The sequence below is a fragment of the Malacoplasma muris genome, assembly GCF_046774425.1.
Taxonomy (GTDB): domain Bacteria; phylum Bacillota_I; class Bacilli_A; order Mycoplasmatales; family Mycoplasmoidaceae; genus Malacoplasma; species Malacoplasma muris.
In genome coordinates, this window is the sequence record NZ_CP177248.1 from 683,535 (window position 1) to 702,613 (window position 19,079).

The 19,079-nt window shown below is 24.0% G+C and carries 13 protein-coding genes; 4 read left to right on the forward strand and 9 right to left on the reverse strand.

All coding sequences use genetic code 4. From position 1 onward, the window contains the following. Positions 1-10: 10 nt before the first annotated feature. Both ACLFO7_RS02740 and ACLFO7_RS02745 read right to left on the reverse strand, forming a co-directional pair. Positions 11-3,343, reverse strand: a complete 3,333-nt coding sequence (locus ACLFO7_RS02740; RefSeq protein WP_412031989.1) for a hypothetical protein — start codon at positions 3,341-3,343, stop codon at positions 11-13. A gap of 167 nt (positions 3,344-3,510) precedes the next feature. Continuing rightward, a complete protein-coding gene (locus ACLFO7_RS02745) occupies positions 3,511-6,735 on the reverse strand; it encodes a hypothetical protein (protein ID WP_412031990.1) in 3,225 nt (1,074 codons plus the stop codon). Between the two features lie 757 nt (positions 6,736-7,492). On the opposite strand from ACLFO7_RS02745, the gene leuS reads away from it, so the two are divergent. The 4 genes from leuS (at position 7,493) to ACLFO7_RS02765 (ending at position 12,627) form a co-directional block, all read left to right on the forward strand. After that, positions 7,493-9,898 (forward strand): leucine--tRNA ligase, encoded by a 2,406-nt coding sequence (gene leuS / locus ACLFO7_RS02750; protein ID WP_412031991.1) that lies wholly within the window; start codon positions 7,493-7,495, stop codon positions 9,896-9,898. A 63-nt stretch (positions 9,899-9,961) separates the two neighbouring features. After that, positions 9,962-10,123 (forward strand): 50S ribosomal protein L33, encoded by a 162-nt coding sequence (gene rpmG / locus ACLFO7_RS02755; RefSeq protein WP_412031992.1) that lies wholly within the window; start codon positions 9,962-9,964, stop codon positions 10,121-10,123. Between the two features lie 19 nt (positions 10,124-10,142). Beyond that, positions 10,143-11,192 carry a M24 family metallopeptidase gene (locus tag ACLFO7_RS02760; protein WP_412031993.1) on the forward strand — a complete coding sequence of 350 codons (1,050 nt, stop codon included), beginning with the start codon at positions 10,143-10,145 and terminating at the stop codon, positions 11,190-11,192. A 175-nt stretch (positions 11,193-11,367) separates the two neighbouring features. Continuing rightward, on the forward strand, positions 11,368-12,627 hold the full coding sequence (locus ACLFO7_RS02765; RefSeq protein WP_412031994.1) for a DUF31 family putative serine protease: 1,260 nt from the start codon (positions 11,368-11,370) through the stop codon (positions 12,625-12,627). Between the two features lie 256 nt (positions 12,628-12,883). Here ACLFO7_RS02765 and ACLFO7_RS02770 read toward each other — a convergent pair whose 3' ends face one another. The 7 genes from ACLFO7_RS02770 to dnaG all read right to left on the reverse strand — a co-directional run bounded on the left by ACLFO7_RS02770 (position 12,884) and on the right by dnaG (position 19,074). Then, positions 12,884-13,351: an RpiB/LacA/LacB family sugar-phosphate isomerase gene (locus tag ACLFO7_RS02770; protein WP_412031995.1), complete on the reverse strand. Its 468-nt coding sequence runs from the start codon at positions 13,349-13,351 to the stop codon at positions 12,884-12,886. Then, entirely contained in the window at positions 13,320-13,856 is a 537-nt protein-coding gene (locus tag ACLFO7_RS02775) for an L-threonylcarbamoyladenylate synthase (RefSeq protein ID WP_412031996.1), read from the reverse strand. Before ACLFO7_RS02775 ends, ACLFO7_RS02770 begins: the two co-directional genes overlap by 32 nt. A 13-nt stretch (positions 13,857-13,869) precedes the next feature. Next, complete coding sequence (gene prmC, locus ACLFO7_RS02780; protein WP_412031997.1) at positions 13,870-14,703, reverse strand: peptide chain release factor N(5)-glutamine methyltransferase; 834 nt, start codon at positions 14,701-14,703, stop codon at positions 13,870-13,872. A gap of 2 nt (positions 14,704-14,705) precedes the next feature. Next, positions 14,706-15,785, reverse strand: a complete 1,080-nt coding sequence (gene prfA / locus ACLFO7_RS02785; protein ID WP_412031998.1) for a peptide chain release factor 1 — start codon at positions 15,783-15,785, stop codon at positions 14,706-14,708. Positions 15,786-15,868: 83 nt separating this feature from the next. Continuing rightward, the gene (gene rpmE / locus ACLFO7_RS02790) at positions 15,869-16,159 is read right to left on the reverse strand and encodes a 50S ribosomal protein L31 (protein WP_412031999.1); all 291 of its coding nucleotides are present in this window, start codon (positions 16,157-16,159) and stop codon (positions 15,869-15,871) included. A gap of 78 nt (positions 16,160-16,237) precedes the next feature. Then, a complete protein-coding gene (locus ACLFO7_RS02795) occupies positions 16,238-17,101 on the reverse strand; it encodes an NAD(P)-dependent oxidoreductase (protein WP_412032000.1) in 864 nt (287 codons plus the stop codon). Positions 17,102-17,106: 5 nt separating this feature from the next. Continuing rightward, complete coding sequence (gene dnaG, locus ACLFO7_RS02800) at positions 17,107-19,074, reverse strand: DNA primase (protein WP_412032001.1); 1,968 nt, start codon at positions 19,072-19,074, stop codon at positions 17,107-17,109. Positions 19,075-19,079 lie beyond the last annotated feature (5 nt).

Sequence of the window (19,079 nt, forward strand, 5' to 3'; positions counted from 1 at the left end):
ATGTATTTTTTTATAAATTTGGAATTTTTACTGCAATTCTTGGAGCCATAAATACTTTATTAAATACATTTGAGAATTTATATGTTGATAATGAGTACTCATTGCCATTTCTAGTAGCATTAGTAAGATCTAATAACTTATTAGGTGCAATAACTGTTGCTTGAAACATCATAAATTCAATACTTAAAGACAACTGTGTAGTTAAAGAATCAATGTGGCCAAGAATAACTACATCAGCTCCACCTTTAATATCTACAGTTTTTGTTATTTTTAAATTAGTAATTGGTTTTATACTAACAAGAGTATTGTTTTTGTCTACACCACTTCCTAGCGAAAATAATTCATTTGCTAAGATATTAGAACTTTCATTACTAAAACTTGGAATTTGTCTTTCAAAAACTCCTTCAATTCTATTACCTCTACTGTCATTTACATGATCATAATAAATAGCAAAATCACGAACTGATTGAATGTATGAAAACATATTATAGTATTGTGTGTATTTTTCAGAATTAAATTTTGGACTATTACTCAATGAAATAAGTTCTTTATTAAAATCCACATCAAGTCACTTAAATGTATTTCCTCTATAAAATACATTATTTGAAGGTTGATTAGAAACTGGTTTATTAGTGTCAACACCTATTAAATTCACATTAAATGTCATTCTATTAACAAGAAGTTTTTGAACTAATTCTTTGACAATAGCAACGTTTTGTTTTGACTGTTTATTTGAGCCACTTTCATATTGAATAGATGCTGTTACTTCAGAAATTCTTCAATCTGGGTGCTCTTTATTCATACTATTATCAGTATCTATATCTGCAAAATCATTCATATCTCATGCTGTAGACATTGCATTACTTATAACACCTTTGTATGGTAAAGCTTGATCGAAATATGACTCAACATCCATAATACTATTAAATCCATGATAGCACTGACCATCTTTGCTATTTTGAGCATAAATAAGTTTTCTATTATTAGACTTATACTCCATATTAAAACTATCACCAACTTCAAACATTAATTTTCTTGGAAACATTCTATATAGAATTCTATTTAAATCTAAAGAAACATAACGTTGTTTTGTATAAAATGCAAAAGTACTTAATGCTCACTTTATCTTAACTCATTCTTCACCAGTTAATTTGTAAATTTCAATATATAGTTTTGATGGAAGGACATTTAAAATAACATCAATATTAAACTTAAATGATTTTTTAAATACCAATTTGTACTTATATGTGAAGTTATAAACAAATGTTTGATTATTATAACTAACTTCTTGACCGTTAGGTAATTTAACAAAATTTCCAATAATATCAAAATTATTTCTGTCAGCTAGAAAATTAACTGCTCTTTTTAATTCTGTTACAACAGCTCAAGCATTAACGTAATTTACATATGGTCTATTAACTTCAAGAGAATAAGATTGTTTTATTAACTCGTACAATAAACTAGTATTATCATTTCCAACATTTAAACCCATAGCATTTAAAAGAGAAATAACATTATCAAGTAATCATCAATTAGCAGTGTTATAACCAGTTTTTTTAATATCAAAAAGTTTATACAAAATCTTATTCTTATAATAAATAGAAGATGATGATCCATCAACACTTACATTACTTCTTGTTCTATCAGCCAGTGTTGTAAATATTGAAACTGCAGTTTTTAAGATATTTTTATCTATTTGTAAACCAAAATTATCCAATAACTTATATGTAGTGTCAAATAATTGATCATTAAATAATTTGTCAATAAAATCAAATACAAAAGGATTACCACTATTAATTAATTTACCATTTGCATCAAATTCACCTAATAAAAGTTTTAGTATAATAGATATTAATGTTTTAGTATTATCATTGCTATCTGGGTAAATTAAATTTAACAAGTTTAAAAATACATCAACTTCTTCTTTATTCATTCCAACTTTAATTTTATTTACAAAATTATCAATGATATCAGTAAACTCTCCAACTGTATCAACTAATAATTTTTTTAATCCACTTGATAAAGCAGCTTTATGCTTTTCAATAACTGTTAATAAACCTTGACCAGTATAAGCACTTTTTATCAAATCAGTAACAAGAGGAGATAACTCACTTGGAATCATATTAAATTCAAGCATTATATTAGCCAAAGGATCTGCTGATGCATATAAAAATTCACCAATTGTTGGATCTGTATCTAAAGAATCAAAAATTTTTCCAAGTGATGGTAAAACTTTAAAAGCCTTAGTAGTATTATCAAAAATTGTTCTTTCAATATTCTCTTTAATAGTATTTGTTTTTAAATTCTTCATAAAATTCATTGCATCAGCACTATTAGCTGTTGTATCACTTGTATCACTTGTTAAATTTAAAAATTCAATCATATAAGTGAAAGTGCTTGAATTAATTGTTGGATTAAAATTATTGTAATTAAACTGATTATTATCAAAAGAAACTTGAATTGTTTGAAGGGATCAACCTAAAAAATATCTATTATCACTAACATTAATAACATTTTTAATTTTTTGGTTTACTGATCTCAAACTTAAATTATAAACTTTACCAGGTAATAAAGTGGTTTTTTTATCAAAATAATTAAACTCTATATTTATATTTCTCACATTTTTGATGGAAACAGTCACATCAAAACTAATATTATTATTATCTGAATTAAAATTTACATTACTGTTGATAATTCCAATATCAATATATTGCTTATTTGCATAATATAATTGAATAACTCAATAGTAAATATCATTCAAAAACATTTGATTACTAGGATTTGGAATCTTAACATTTGAAGAATCACTGCTATTATTAGCTATATTTTTGTAACTATTAAAATCAAAACTCTTTAAAAAATCATCCTTATTTTGCTTTAAATTTTTGTTTAAAGTTAATTCCATATTTCTTTTAACAAGATCACCACGATCCTTTAAAAACCTATAAACACCCTTTTCATCAGTACTAGGCAAATCATAATCTAAAAAATCAACAGTATTTTTTGCAGTCATCAAATGATATTTATTAGAATCTTTATTTTTTTCTAATTCTCTCATTTCAGTGGGCAATGAACCTCTTTTATTACCAATAATACCAGTATTTCCACCATTATTACCACCACTATTATCAGTTCCTGGTTCTATAGTTTCACCACCAATTGGAGAATTATTATTGCTTCCACTAACATCTGTTGTAGTACTATTTTCCTTATCTGTTGCAAAATCACTATTCTTATTATAGTTAAATGTTTCTTTACAAAGAACAGCTATAGGAGTAACTGCAGAAGATGCAGCAATTAAACTTGTAAGTATAGTAATACTTGTTTTTGATTTAAGTTTCATAATCTTACCTCAATTACAACATATAATAAAATATATTGTTCTATAATTCTATTATAAAAATTGAATTTATAAACATAAAATACAAATATAAAATTTTGCAAGTTAAATATTATATATCTTTAATTAAAAACCAATATCTATATATAAATATTATATATTAAAAAATGTTAGAAATTTGGCATCTTAATTGCTATTCTAGGTACAAAGAAAGTTTTGTCAAAAATATTTGAATAATTATAAGATGTTAAAGAATAATTATCTCCATTACGTGTCATACTAGATAAATCTAAAACTTTATTGGGTGTTATAACAGTAATCTGAAACATCATCAATTTAACAGAAATTTGTAATTCTAATTTAAGTGGTTCTACAACACCAATACCTGTAATATCTGCACCACCTTTAATATTCACAATTTTTTCAAATGATAAATTCGAAATAGGTTTTGCACTAACTAATACATTTTCATTATTAATACCACTTCCTAATGTGAATAAATCATTTTTCAAAACAGCAATATCATCAGATGAATAATTTGGAACTTGACTAACAAATTTATCACTTACAGTTTGTCCTTGATCATTAGACAAATAAGAATAATTAAATTCTTTTGATGTGTTGGTATATTTAAACATATTTCAATAATCATCAAATTCTAATGATTGAAATTTTGGATTTTCACTCATAACAATTGGTTCCTGATTTAAGTCAACATCCAATCATTTAAATGTATTTCCTTTATAAAACGCATCATTAGATGGAGGGTTTTCAATAGCTTTAGTTTCATCAATGCCAACTAAATTAATATTAAACTTCATTCTATTAACAAATAATTTTTGAACAATTTCTTTTAATACATTGATATTTTGAGTTGATTGCTTATTAACTCCACTTTCATATTGAATATTTGCAACAACACCTGATGCATTGTTTGGTGGGGTTTGATCCATGATATGATCATCATTTATTTCTTGAAAATCAGATACATTTCATGCATTGCTCATAATATTTGAAATTATTCCTTTATTTAAACTCACTTGATCAAAATATGATTCAACATCAATTATGCTATTAAATCCATGATAGCAGGTACCATCTTTATAATTTTGTGAATACAATAATTTTTTATTATTTAATTTATACTCCATGTTAAAACTATCACCTTCTGAAAAAGGTAATTTTTTTGGAAGCATTCTATATAGAACTCTTGTAAGATTAACTCTAACATATCTATTTCTTGTGTAAAACTTTAATTCTTGATTAAGTAACGTATAAGTTATTCATTCATTACCTGTAAGTTTATAAATCTCTATAAAAACATCTGATGGAAAAGCATTTATTATCACATCAAGATTAAATGTATAATTTTTTTTAAAAATTAATTTATAGTTGTAGTTAAAATTTGCCACAAAAGTGGTTTTATCATATGTAACATTCTGTCCATCTTGTAATGGAACAAATGCACCTTGCACTTCAAAATTATCTTTATTTGAAAGAAAAATAAATGCATTTGCAATTTCATTAATTGCTGCAATTACATTTGCTTTATTTACATGAGATCTATTCAATGAATTAGCAAATGACTGGTGAAGCAATTCATAAATTAAATTAGTATTATCAGTTCCTACTTGTATTCCAAGTGAATTTAATATAACAATCATTTGATCCATCAATCATCATGTACCATTATTATTATCAGTGTATCTAATATCAAATAATTTCGATATTATTTTTTCATTGTAATTAATAGAATTATTAATTGGTTCAGTAATTCCATTAGAATTTTTATTTCTAGCTGTTAATGTTTTATAAATAGAACCGATAGCTTCAAAAAGAGTTTTATCAATTTTTAAACCTGTATTAGAAATAAGATTATATAAATTTTCCTTCAAATTATCACTTAATAAATAATCTAATAAATCAAATATATATGGATTTCCAGAACTATTAATTGAACCATCAGAATTAAAATCTCCTAATAAAAATTTAATCACTAAAGTGATAAACTGTTTTACAGGATCATTTTCATCAGGAAAAAACATTGTTAATAATTTTAAAAATCCTTCTACTTCTTCTTTGTTCATTCCTGGTTTTATAGGAGATAAAATAGTATCAACTAAATCTGTTAAATTACCAAGAACTCCTGATAACAATTTCTTTAATGTGTTAGATAAATTTTTTTTGTGTTTAACAACAATGTCAAGTAAACCTACACCTGTATTTGCACTTTTTAAAATATCCTTAGTAATTTCTTTTAGTTCTTCAGGAAGAATATCAAATTTAAATAATATTTCTACTAATGGATCAGCAGTTTGATACAAAAATTCACCTATAGTTAAATCATATTTCAATGCATTGAAAATTTTAGCAAAGTGAGGGAAAATATCAAAAGATTTATTTGTATTTTCCAAAATGTTATTAACAACACTTTTTTCAATTACACTAGGACTTAAGTTTTTCATAAATTCAGCAGCTGTAGTATTGTTTGTTTGACTTGGATTTGTTTCAGATGTTAAATTTAAAAATTCAATCATATAAGAAAAAGAATTTGATGATTGTGTAGGATTAAATTTTTGATGCTCAAAACTCTTATCTAAAAAATTAACAGTAATTGTTGGTATTTGTCATCCTAAAAAAAATCTTCTATTATATATATTTATGATATTTTGAATTGGTTGTTTTTGAGCTTGAAGATTTAACTTATAAGTTTTATTTGAATCCAATATAAATTTTTGATCAAATAAACCTATTACAATTTTGCTTTTTCTAATATTTTTAATAGTAAATGTTATATCAAAACTAATTGTATTATTAGCAATATCAAAATTAACAATATTGTTTTCTATTCCAACATCAAAACTTGAATCATTTTTGTAATATAGAGAAATCATTCAATAATAAATATCATTTAAAAAAGAATTATTACTAGGAGATGGTATAGGTGACAGAAAAGTATTGTTTGTATTATTAAGAGAAGAATTAAAATCACTTCGATACTGAGAAAAATTGAATGATTGCAAAAAATTACCAACATTTTGTTTAATACTAAGATTGATGTTTTTATATGTTAACCCACCTCTATCTCTAATGAATCTATAAACACCATTTTCATCAGTTGCAGGAAGGTTGTAATCAACAAAATTTATGCTATTTGTAACAGTCATTACATGCATTTCATTGAGTTTATTATTATTTTCAATTTCTAACAATTCAGAAGATAAAGTTCCTTTTTTATTAGAATCATTATTGTCATTTTTATCATTTTCAAGATCAACTATCTCACCTTTAGTAAAATTTAATTCATTTTTACAAGACATTAATGCAGGTAAAGCAACAATTGTTGCTAAACCTAATGATGATAGTAATGACAATTTTTTAAACCTTTTTTTCATAATTAACCTATCTATACCAATATAAACACAAAAAAGTTTATATGTATTAAATAAATTACAATATATTATATATTTTTTTTAAAAAATGCAATAAATATAAGTAATATAGAAAAATAATAAAAACTTTATGTTTTAAAAAAACATAAAGAATATAATCATTTAATAAATAAGATGTATTTTAAAAATTTATTTTAATTTATTTATTACATACAAATTTATAAGTTAATTTAGGAGTAAAAAAAACAAAAAAACAGGATTCCCGATCAACCCTGTTTTTTTGACTTCATAACAATACACAAACTCAAACGAGCATTTTCTCGATAAAATTAAGACACGAATTAGTAGTGTATTGCTACTTGGTGAATTGTGTAGAAACTAATTTTTATTAGATTAACCATTTGCCCTCTTTACGGCCTATATCCTGATGTCGGGAATCATTAGATAGTTGGTCAGGCTATTTAAATTGTTCCTAAGATCCATATAATATCTTATTTTCAATCTAGAATTTTAGATTTTGTAAAAATGCGCATATGTAATACATTATTACTAGCACTACACATATATATTAAACAATATTTTTATAATAATTTCAACTCTTCAAAAGTATTAATGAAAATAAAGCAACTAATTAATACAAGATTTTATACAGACATAAATATTAATATTTTTTATTACAAATAACAGATTTACAAATTAATAATTAGTTTTTTTGTTTAATTACTATAATTATAAAGTATTGAAATTTTAAGGAATAATTATGTATAATCACAACTTAAACGATAAAAAGTGAATAGAATACTGAAAATCAAATAAAACATATAAATTTGTTGATGAAAAAAATAATAATAAAAAAATGTATATATTAGACATGTTTCCATATCCTAGTGGCAGTGGATTACATGTAGGTCATCCAAAAGGTTATACATTTACTGATGTTATAAGTAGATACAAAAAGATGAATGGTTATAACATCTTGCATCCTATGGGATGAGATGCTTTTGGTTTACCAGCTGAACAATATGCTTTAGAAAACAAAAAACATCCTAGTGAATTCACAAATAAAAATATTGAAAAATTTAAGAATCAATTAATATCACTTGGTTATTGTTATGATTTTGAAAAAGAAGTTAACACCACAGACCCTCAATTTTATAGATGGACACAATGAATTTTTGTCCAACTATATAAAAAAGGATTAGCTGAAATAAAAGATATTGATGTAAATTGATGTGAAGCATTAGGAACTGTTTTAGCTGATGAAGAAGTATTAACTGATTCTAAAGGAAACAAAGTATCAGAACGTGGAAAACACCCTGTTATAAAAAAACCAATGAAACAATGGGTTTTAAAAATAACAAAATATGCTGATAAATTAATTGATGAACTTGAATTAACAGATTGACCTATTGGATTAAAAAATATCCAAACAAATTGAATTGGAAGATCATTTGGAATAAACATAAATCTAAAGATTGAAAATGACAACAGAGATATAAAAGTGTTTACTTCTAGAAGTGATACTATTTTTGGAGTGACTTTTATAGGCGTTTCAATAGATCATTATTTAGTTAAAGATTTGATTAAAAGCGATAATAATCTTAAAAATTTTATTGATAAAATAGCATCTATAAAAGAGTATGAAAGAAATAAAATTGAAAATGAAAAAAATGGATATTTTTTAAATAAATATGCAATACATCCATTCACTAATAAGAAAATTCCAATTTATGTAACGGATTATGTATTATCAAATTATGGTAATGGAGCTATTATGGGGGTTCCAGCACATGATGAACGTGATTTTCTATTTGCTAAAAAATACAAATTACCAATTATAAAAGTTATTGAAAATGAGAATGAATGTTATTGTGGTGATGGAAAACATATAAATTCTGATTTTATTAATGGATTAAATATCGCAATGGCAATAGAACAAGTTAATGAAAAAATTATTGCAGCAAAAATTGGTAACAAACAAGTTAATTACAAATTAAAAGATTGATTATTTAGTAGACAAAGATATTGAGGAGAACCATTCCCTGTTTTATTTGATGATAATGGCAACATAATTATTGAAGAAAATTTACCTTTAACTTTACCTAATACCAACAATATTTCACCAAGCGGAGATGGACAAAGTCCTTTAGCAAATTTAAGTTCATGAGTTAATGTTGAAATTGGTGGAAAAAAATATAAAAGAGAAACAAACACTATGCCTCAATGAGCTGGTAGCTGTTGATATTTTTTAGGTTATATCTTAAAAAAAGATGATGGCACATACATTCCACTAAATTCTTCAGAAGCATTTGAACTATTCAAAAAATGAATGCCTGTTGATTTGTATGTTGGCGGTCAAGAGCATGCAGTTCTTCATTTATTATATTCAAGATTTTGATATAAATTTTTGTATGATATAGAAATTGTTCCAAATAAAGAACCATTCCAAAAAATTATAAATCAAGGAATGATTCTAAGAAATGGAGAAAAAATGTCTAAATCAAAAGGAAATGTAGTGAACCCTGATGATATTGTAAAAGATTATGGTGCAGATACATTAAGACTATATGAATTATTCATGGGACCTATATCAGCATCATTAGAGTGAATGGATGATGGTGTATTTGGAATTTACAAATGAGTGCAAAGAGTATATAGGTTGTTTGAAACAAAAGAAATAATAGAAAATGTTAATAATGTCGAATTAACTAGTAAATACAATGAGTTTTTAAAAAATGTTACACAAAAAATTGAAGATTATGATTTGAACTTAGCAATAAGTGAAATGATGATTTTTATAAATGAATGTTATAAAGCTGACAAATTAGACATCAATCAAATGCATAATTTTATTAAAGTGTTATCTTGTTTTGCACCATTTGTTGCCGAGGAAATAAATTTTAGTTTCCTAAAAAATAAAGAAAGTTTATTCTTTTCATCTTGACCAAAATATGATGAAACAAAGATAATAAAGAAAGATTTAAATATTCCAATTCAAATAAATGGAAAAATTAGAGATATATTAATTTCTCCAAATAATATTACTGAAGATCAAGTGTATCAATTAGCAGTTAAATTACCAAAAATCGCTCAACATTTAGAGGGCAAAACAATTGTTAAAAAGATATATGTAAAAGATAAAATTTTAAATCTGATTGTAAAATAATGTATAATTTTATAGTGTTTAAAACCATAGTTTTGTATTTTATAACAGAGGAGAGGTATACTTATGGCAGTTAAAAGAAGCATTAGATTAGAATGTAATGAATGTAAAGAAATAAACTATTTAACTTTTAAAAATTCTAAAAAACATCCAGATAAATTAGAACTAAATAAATATTGTTCAAGATGTAAAAAAGCACAAGTTCATAAAGAAACTAAAAAGAAATAAATTTAGGTGCGTAATATTTATGTTTAAATTTGAAGTGATAAAAACAGCAATTAAAAATAATAATGCAGATGCTTTTCTTTTATTAAATGATACAAATAGATTTTGATTAACAGGATTTGAATCATCATTTGGGATAATAATTGTAACTATAAATAAAATATATTTATTTTTAGATATGAGATATTATCAAAAAGCTGTTGATAATATAAAAAGTCAAGACATTGAAATTATTGTTTTTAAAGGATACAACCAAATTGTAGAAAAAATTCAAGAATTATCAATAGACAGATTACTAGTTGAAAAAGAAAGTTTTTTGATACAAGACTTTCTAAAATATAAAGACTATATAAAAACTATTATTCCTTTTAATGGAGATATCTTAAGAATACAAAAAACAGATGATGAAATTCAAAAATTACAAAGAGCAGCTGATATAGCAAGTGAAACCCTTGAATGAATTAAAGATAAACTTGTACCAGGTGTAACAGAAATACAAATAGCCAATATGTTAACAAGTCATATGTTAGAATTAGGAGCATCAAAAAATTCATTTGAACCAATAGTTGCTAGTGGTCCAAATGGAGCATATCCACATCATCATCCAACTAATAGAGTAATTGAAAACAATGAATTTGTAACAATTGATATGGGTTGCATTTATGAAGGATATTGTTCAGATATAACAAGAACATTTGCTATTGGAACACCAGATTCTAAATTGATTGATGCATATAATAAAGTTTATGAATCAAATGAAAAAGGAATTCAATCTATAAAACATAAAATGCTTGGAAAAGAAGTTGATAACATCTGTAGAGAAGTTATAGATAATAGTGAATTTAATGGTTACTTTGTGCATTCAACAGGACACGGAGTAGGAATTAATGTTCATGAACTTCCAAATGTATCATCTGCATACGATAAACCACTAGAACATAACTCTATTATTACTATTGAACCAGGAATATATATACCAGGTCTTGGTGGAATAAGAATTGAAGATATGGTTTTAGTAAAAAATGATAATAATCATGTTGTGTTAACTACAGCAAGCAAAATTAAATTCTAAATAAAAAACCAACTATAAATGTTGGTTTTTTATTTTTATTGTATTTTTTTTTAGAAATTATTGCATTTATATATACAAATGAAAAAACAATTCATTTTAATTGAATAAATGAATTAATTATAAAAGAATGTTAAAATTATTAATATTTATAAAATATAAGAGGTAATAACTAATTATGAAATATAATAAATTTTTAAAAACAACAATATTATCTCTAGCAACTGTTGCTTTACCTGTAACAGTTACTTCTTGTAGTTTTCTTGAAAGTTTATTTAGTTCCTCATCTCCTGATAATAGTAATAAAACTCAAAATGATAATTTTAAATACATCTCAGAACGTAGTTTCTCATTGAAATTTTGAGATCCATCAATTAATTCAGAGGTTTATGGTACAGGATGACTTTTTGCAAAAAGTAGTATTAATGACGGAAACTACTATGATGATGATTATTATATAGCAACAAATTTACATGTAGCTAGTGCGATACAAAATAGAGGAAAAACATCATGGGAATTCAATGCAAATACTAAGACATATGAACAACAATATTATCCCAATTATAAAAATTTAGATTTAGGATATGTTATTTCAAAGAAAGCTAATGGACAATATGAATTTGGAACAAATTATAGTTCTGAAAGTATATCAAGTACTCACTATTTAACAACATTAGATATTGATACATCAGTAAGCATAGCATACACTACATTTAACTTGTTTAAAAATATGAAATTAGAAGATAGCAATAGAGTTTATAATTCATCAATTTTTGAAAATCCTACATCAGATATTGCTATTATAAAAATTAACTTTTCAAATGCTTATACAAAAGATTTCCATGGTATTAATCCACTAAAATCTGCATTAGACATTTATAATAAAAATCCAACAAAATTTGGAAACTATAATCAGACAAAAAATATAACTATTGCAGGTTTTCCTTTCAAAGAGGACACACTAGAAAGAGGTGGAAAATGAACTGCTTCTTATCATCCTTCTCCTTTTAAAATTTCAAATCAATCAGATTTATATAATGTTTCTACAGGCATTATATTTGGAAACAATAAACTTTGACAACAAGGAATTCAATCATCAAATATTGATGAAATAAAAAAGGATTATGTAATAAATGGATTTATTCCATATAAGACAGATGAATTTGCATGTTATTATAATGTAGCTTTACAAGGTGTATTTAAAAATGTTGAATTGAGCGGAGGCTCGAGTGGAAGTCTTGTGTTAGATGACAATCAAAATGTAGTAGGTATTTATTGAGGTGGATATTCATTAACAAGTGGAGAAGAAATTGGAGCTATGGATATTTTTGTTAATGAAAAAACATTTTTCACAGAAAGATCATCAACTTCTCCCGTTATAAAACCATATAGTATTTTAGAAGATTTTAAAACATATGTTAAAAATGTGAATATATAAACAACATATATTAAAAAACTCTATTAATATGTTTAATAGAGTTAATCCTAAAAATCATTTATAATTCATAACCATATTTTATTGGTTATGAATTTTTTTATAAAATAAATTAATAAGTTTTATCTAAAATTTGATTTCAATATGTTTTATCACAATCATAGTCATCCATACACTCAAGTAAAAATATCTTATTATTTTTATTTATTAAGTTATAAAAAAGTGCATTATGAAACCTAAGAATGCATAATACACTTTTTTATTTTTTTTCTATATCTTTTATTTTATTAAGTCTTTTTAAATGTCTTGGATCGTTTGAAAAGTTTTCTTTAAAAAAATTTTCAATAATTTTTATATTATTGTCTGCTGTACTAAATCTTCCAGATAAAGATACAACATTTAAATTATTATGTTCTCTTGCAAGTTTTGCAATTTCTGGATCATTAATAACAGCTGTATAAATTCCTTTTACTTTATTTAATGCAATACTTATTCCAATTCCAGTTCCACAAATTGCTACACCATATCCATTATTTTTTAATACATTATTTGCAAGTATTTCAGCATAATCTGGATAATCAACAGAATCATTTGAATTTGTCCCAACATCTATAAAATTAATAAAACTTAGCCTTGGATCAGAAATAATTTTTTGTTTCATATCATATCCTGCATGATCACTACCAATATAGACATTAATTTTGGATGATGTTTCTGATTTGTTCATGTGTTATTTCTCCTTCTCTTAAAATTCTATCTTTATCAATATCATAAACAGTTGATGGTTTGTTAACACAATAATTGCCATCTAAATAAATCACTTCTGTGCCAAATATTCCAAACATGTCATATGCTTCTTGATAATTCTTAATTACATTATAACCACTTAAATTGGCACTAGAACAATATAATGGACCTGTTCTTGAAATTATTTCTAATAAGAATTTATCTCTTGGAACACGATATGAAATTCCATTTTTAACAATTGTTAAATTACCTGGTCAAAAATGTCTAGCTAATTTTATAAAATTGTTATTTAAATCTTTAATGTGTTTTCATGAACATACAAACAAAATAATTTTTTTATTTCTATTTCTTTTTTTCAATCTATAAATTGTATTCTTATTTTTAGCCAAAATACCTGGTATTGTATCTGTAGGAGCAATTAATGCTTTGTTGTTTTTAATTTCAAAAACAATTGCATCAATATCATTATTATTATAAACAACCATATTACTTCCAATATTATTTATCAATCACTAAAATTCTATAATGTCCATTCAAGTCTTTCAAAAAAAAGAAATTACTAATATTATTATTTTTTAAAAAATCTTCAAGTTTGTCTTTTTGATCATATCCTATTTCAAAAATAATTTTTACATTACTTTTTCTTAATTTGGGATAAATTTCAAATATAAAACGCTTATAATACTCAAGTCCTTGGTCCTTTGCAAATAAGGCTTTTTTAGGTTCGTATTTTTTAACAGAAATATCTAAAGGATGATTTTTATCAATATATGGTGGATTACAAACTATTAAATCAAAATTATAAAGAAAATCTTGCTTTAAAGAAAAAATATTTTTTAAATAAAATTTTGTATCTAAATCATATAATTTTGCATTATCTTTAGCTAACTCAATTGCTGCAAAAGAACTATCAACCCCATAAACATTTAAATCTTTTTTATAATATTTAATAGTATTAGCAATAACTCCACTTCCTGTACATAAATCTAACACATTATTTACATCATTAATAAAATTAGATTCAAGAATTCAATCCACTATAAATTCTGTATCATTTCTAGGAATAAAAACCCCATAATCTATATTATAGATAACACCTAAAAATTTTATTTTTTTAATAATATATTCAATAGGAATTTGTTTTATAAACACTTGTTTATAATAATACAAAAAATCATTTATATCAAAATCTATTTCATAGTTTTGATTTGCAATTAAACTAGATTTATCTTGAGAAATTTTAGATAAAAAAAATATAATAGAATCTATTAATTTATTATTTAATAAATCATTTTTTTTATAAAATTTACATGTTAAATCTTTAAATATCATAGTTATATATTAGCCTCAGCCATTTTTAATGCTTCATCATTTGCAATTAATGAATTTATTATTTCATCTAAATCACCTAACATAATCATTTCAAGTTTATTCAAAGTTAAATTAATTCTATGATCTGTAACTCTATTTTGAGGGTAGTTATAAGTTCTTATTTTTTCAGCTCTTTCACCTGTACCAACTTGATCTTTTCTTAAAGATGATAAATTGCTATTTTTTTCATTTTCAGCACGCTCTCATAATTTTGACTTTAGCATCTTCATTGCAGTTTCTCTATTCTCTATTTGAGATTTTCCTTCCTGACAAGATGCTACAATTCCTGTTGGTAAGTGTGTGATTCTTACAGCAGACTCTGTCCTATTAACATGTTGGCCACCAGCACCACCAGCTCTATATGTATCAACTCTTAAATCAGATGGATTGATTACTATTTCAATATCTTCTACTTCTGGTAAAACAGCAACTGTAATAGTTGATGTATGCACTCTTCCTTTTGCCTCTGTTTCTGGAACACGTTGAACTCTATGAACCCCTGACTCAAATTTCATTTTTGAATAAACATCTTCCCCAGAAATCATAAATGAAATAAAATTGTATCCATGAGATGTTTCAACTATTTCTAGTGTTTTAATTTTTCATCCCTGTGAATCAGCATATCTTTTATATGCTCCAAAAAGATCACCAACAAATATTGATGATTCATCACCACCAGCAGCTGGTCTCATTTCTACAATAACATTCTTGTCATCATTTTCATCTTTAGGCAATAATAATCTCTTTAGCTCATTTTCAAAAACTTCAATTTTTGGTTTATATTCTCCTATTTCAATTTCTGCTAATTCTAATAACTCTTTATCTTTTTCATTAGCTAATATTTGTTCAGCAGATTCTAAATTAGATAATATTTTTTTAAATTCAGAAAATTTCTCTACAATGGGATTTAAAAGTTTAAGAGATTTATTTATTTCTTTCATTCTGCTAACATTATTTCCAATGTTTTCTAATTCTTTGTTTAATTCCAAAAACTTTTCATCAACTTTTGTTAATGATTCAAAAAGTTTTTTATTATAAATCATAATTAAAATCTCCTTAAAATATATAAAAACAAAAGTAGTAAAACAAATTAAAGTTTTACTACTTTTTTAAAAATAAGATTACATTATAAACTATCTAGGGATTTAACAATTTTTTTATTTTGTTTTTTAACTTCTTCTTTTTTAGTAGATTTTGTTTCCACTTTTCTATCAGAAACAAGTTTTTTATTAAATTGTTCAGCTCTTCCCTTTACTTGTTGTCCAGTATTTGTACCAGAATAAAATGGATGACATGAACTACAAATATCAATTGTTTGTTCCTTATTTTTTAAAGTAGATTTAATTTCAAATTTACTACCACATGAAGCACAAACAAAAGTTACAAATTGATTATTTGAATGAATATCCTTTTTCATAAATAAACTCCCTAAATTTCAACTTTATAATTATAATATAACTTTTTAAATATAATATAGTAATTTTAATAGTTAATTTTATTTAACATTTTGAATATAATAGTATATTAATGCTTGTGTTCCATAATTTTCAAAACCAATAGATGCTAGTTTTTTATACATTAATAAAACTCTTTTAGTTATTTCCAAAGCATCTTTATTATTTTCAATTGCAATTTCCATATCTTTAATGAAATGCTTGATATAAAATCCAGGACGATAATTATTGCTAATAATGTTATTACCATTATTAATTAATTGCCAGCTTGATGCTGCACCTGAAGATATTGATTTTAAAACAATTCTGGGATTTAGTTTGTTCAAATAACAATAATATAGTGCTTCACAAGTTGATGCTATTGTTCCAGCAATTGCTATTTGATTAGCCATTTTTGTATGCATTCCATTTCCCAAATTTCCTACATAATTTACATTATTTCCCATGCATTCTAATAAATGTCTTATTTTTAAAAAACAATTATAATTGCCTCCAACCATTATTGATAAAGTTTTATTAATTGATCCAATTTCACCACCACTTACAGGAGCATCCAAAAATTCAACATCTTTTAATTTCAAAGCATTTCCTATTTCGATAGCTAAATTAGGACTAGATGTTGTCATATCAACACAACAAAATAAATTATTATGAACATAATTAATTATTCCATTTTTGTCTAAATAAATTTCTTTTACATCTTTTGGATAACCAACCATTGTAAAAATAATATTTGAAGACTTTGCCAATTCCTCAATTGTATTACATACAATAATATTTTCTTGCTCAAGGGATAATGCCTTTGATATTGTTCTGTTATAGATATAAATAATATGTCCAGCATTCTTTAAATGCATTAACATATTTTTACCCATTACACCTGTTCCAATTCATCCAATATTCATAATTATTATCCTTTTTGTAAATTATTTTTTATACTTAATAATTCTTTAATTTTTTTATCATATTGATTGCTAATATTTCTATATTCATCATAAACATTTTCACAATTTTCTCTAATAACTATTTTTTGAATTTCTTGTTGAATTTTCATAACTAAATCAAGAATTAGTGACACGCCTTGGTAAATTATACTTTTATTATTGATTGGATATTTATTATAATAAGCAATAATAGATTTAATAAAATCTACCAACTCATTAAGAGGTTTATCAAATTCATCCTCTTTTAATTTAATAATGCTCAATAAATTTTCAGGATTAACGTCAATAGAATTATCTATTAATATTTTTGCAAAATATATAAGTTCTGTAAAAATTTGTTTTAATTTTATATCTGACTGAAAATAAGAATGATAAATATTTTTTATAAACAATTCTGCAATATATGTATTTATAGCAACAATTTTAAATAAATCTTTTTCTTTCACTTCAAAGCTCTTTTCTTCATTTAAAATTTCTTTTAAAGGCTTAGTTTTAATGTTTAGTCTTGGTATATTGTACTCAATTGGAAATGAAAAATATTTATTACTGTTTTTAATATTTGAATCAACTTCTTTTTTATTTTTATTAAGTTCTTTTTTAATATATTGATTTAATGCATCAACACTTATAGAAGAAAACTTAGACAATAATAATAAATCATTATCCAAGGTTAACTCATCATATGAATAAGAAATAACATTATCCAATATCTTTTTTGTTCTTAGAACAATTTCTTTGTTTGTTAAAGATTTATCACTTAACATTTTTATACATAGATATGAAATAAAAGATATTTGATTATTTATTACTTCTAAAACTGTATTTTTATCATTACTTTTTAATAACTCATCTATGTCTTTGTATGATTTATCATATGGAGCAACAACAAAGACTTTAATATTATGATTATATAATTTTTGAGCCAATTCAATTGTAGCTTTAAACCCTGCTTCATCATTATCAAAACAAATAATAATTGAATTAATATTTTTGTATTTTTTAATCAAATTAATTTGATTTGATGTGAATGATGTTCCCATTGATGCAACTACATTTTTAATTCCCATTTTTCTAAAAGCAAAAACATCCATATATCCTTCAACAACAAAAATTTCTTCATAAATAGACTTATCAAAATTATTAAAATTAAAAAGTACATTTTCTTTTTTAAAAATTTCTGTTGTTTTTGTATTAATATATTTTATCTTTTCATCATTATTTAGTGCTCTTCCTGAAAAGCCAATAACATTATTATGTTCATCAAAAATAGGAATTATTATTCTATTTCAAAAAAAATCAGAATATTCATTATTATCATTTAAATTAGCAAGACCATTATTAACTAATTGTATTGGTGATCAAACTAAAGATGCATCACGATCTTCTCCCATAATATTATCTTCATTAGTTAATATTGAAAACAAATATTTTTTATCACTAGAATTTGGAGCATATCCAATTTTATATTCATTAATTAAATCTTGTGTTAAATTTCTAGATAATAAATATTTTAATTTATCAGCATTAGAAGAATTAAATAATGTTCTATGATATATAAAACATGCCTGATTATTCATATCATACATTTTTATTTCATTTGAGTTAATTTTACTATTTAAAAATTTATCAATTACACTTGTTTTGTAATTTGTTATTTCAACAATTTCTTTAATTGCTTGGTAAAAATTAATCTTCTTAAATTTTTGAACAAATTTAATTGCATTTCCTGATTCGCCACAAACAAAGCATTTAAAAACCTTTTTATTAGAATTTACAGATAATGATGGATTTTTATCTCCATGAAAGGGACATAAGCCTCAGTAATTTTGCCCTTTTTTACTCAAATTAATATAATTTTTTATTACACTTACTATATCTATATTGTTTAATAAATCTTGTATAGCATAACTACTTTGTTGCTTACTATCATCCATAACTA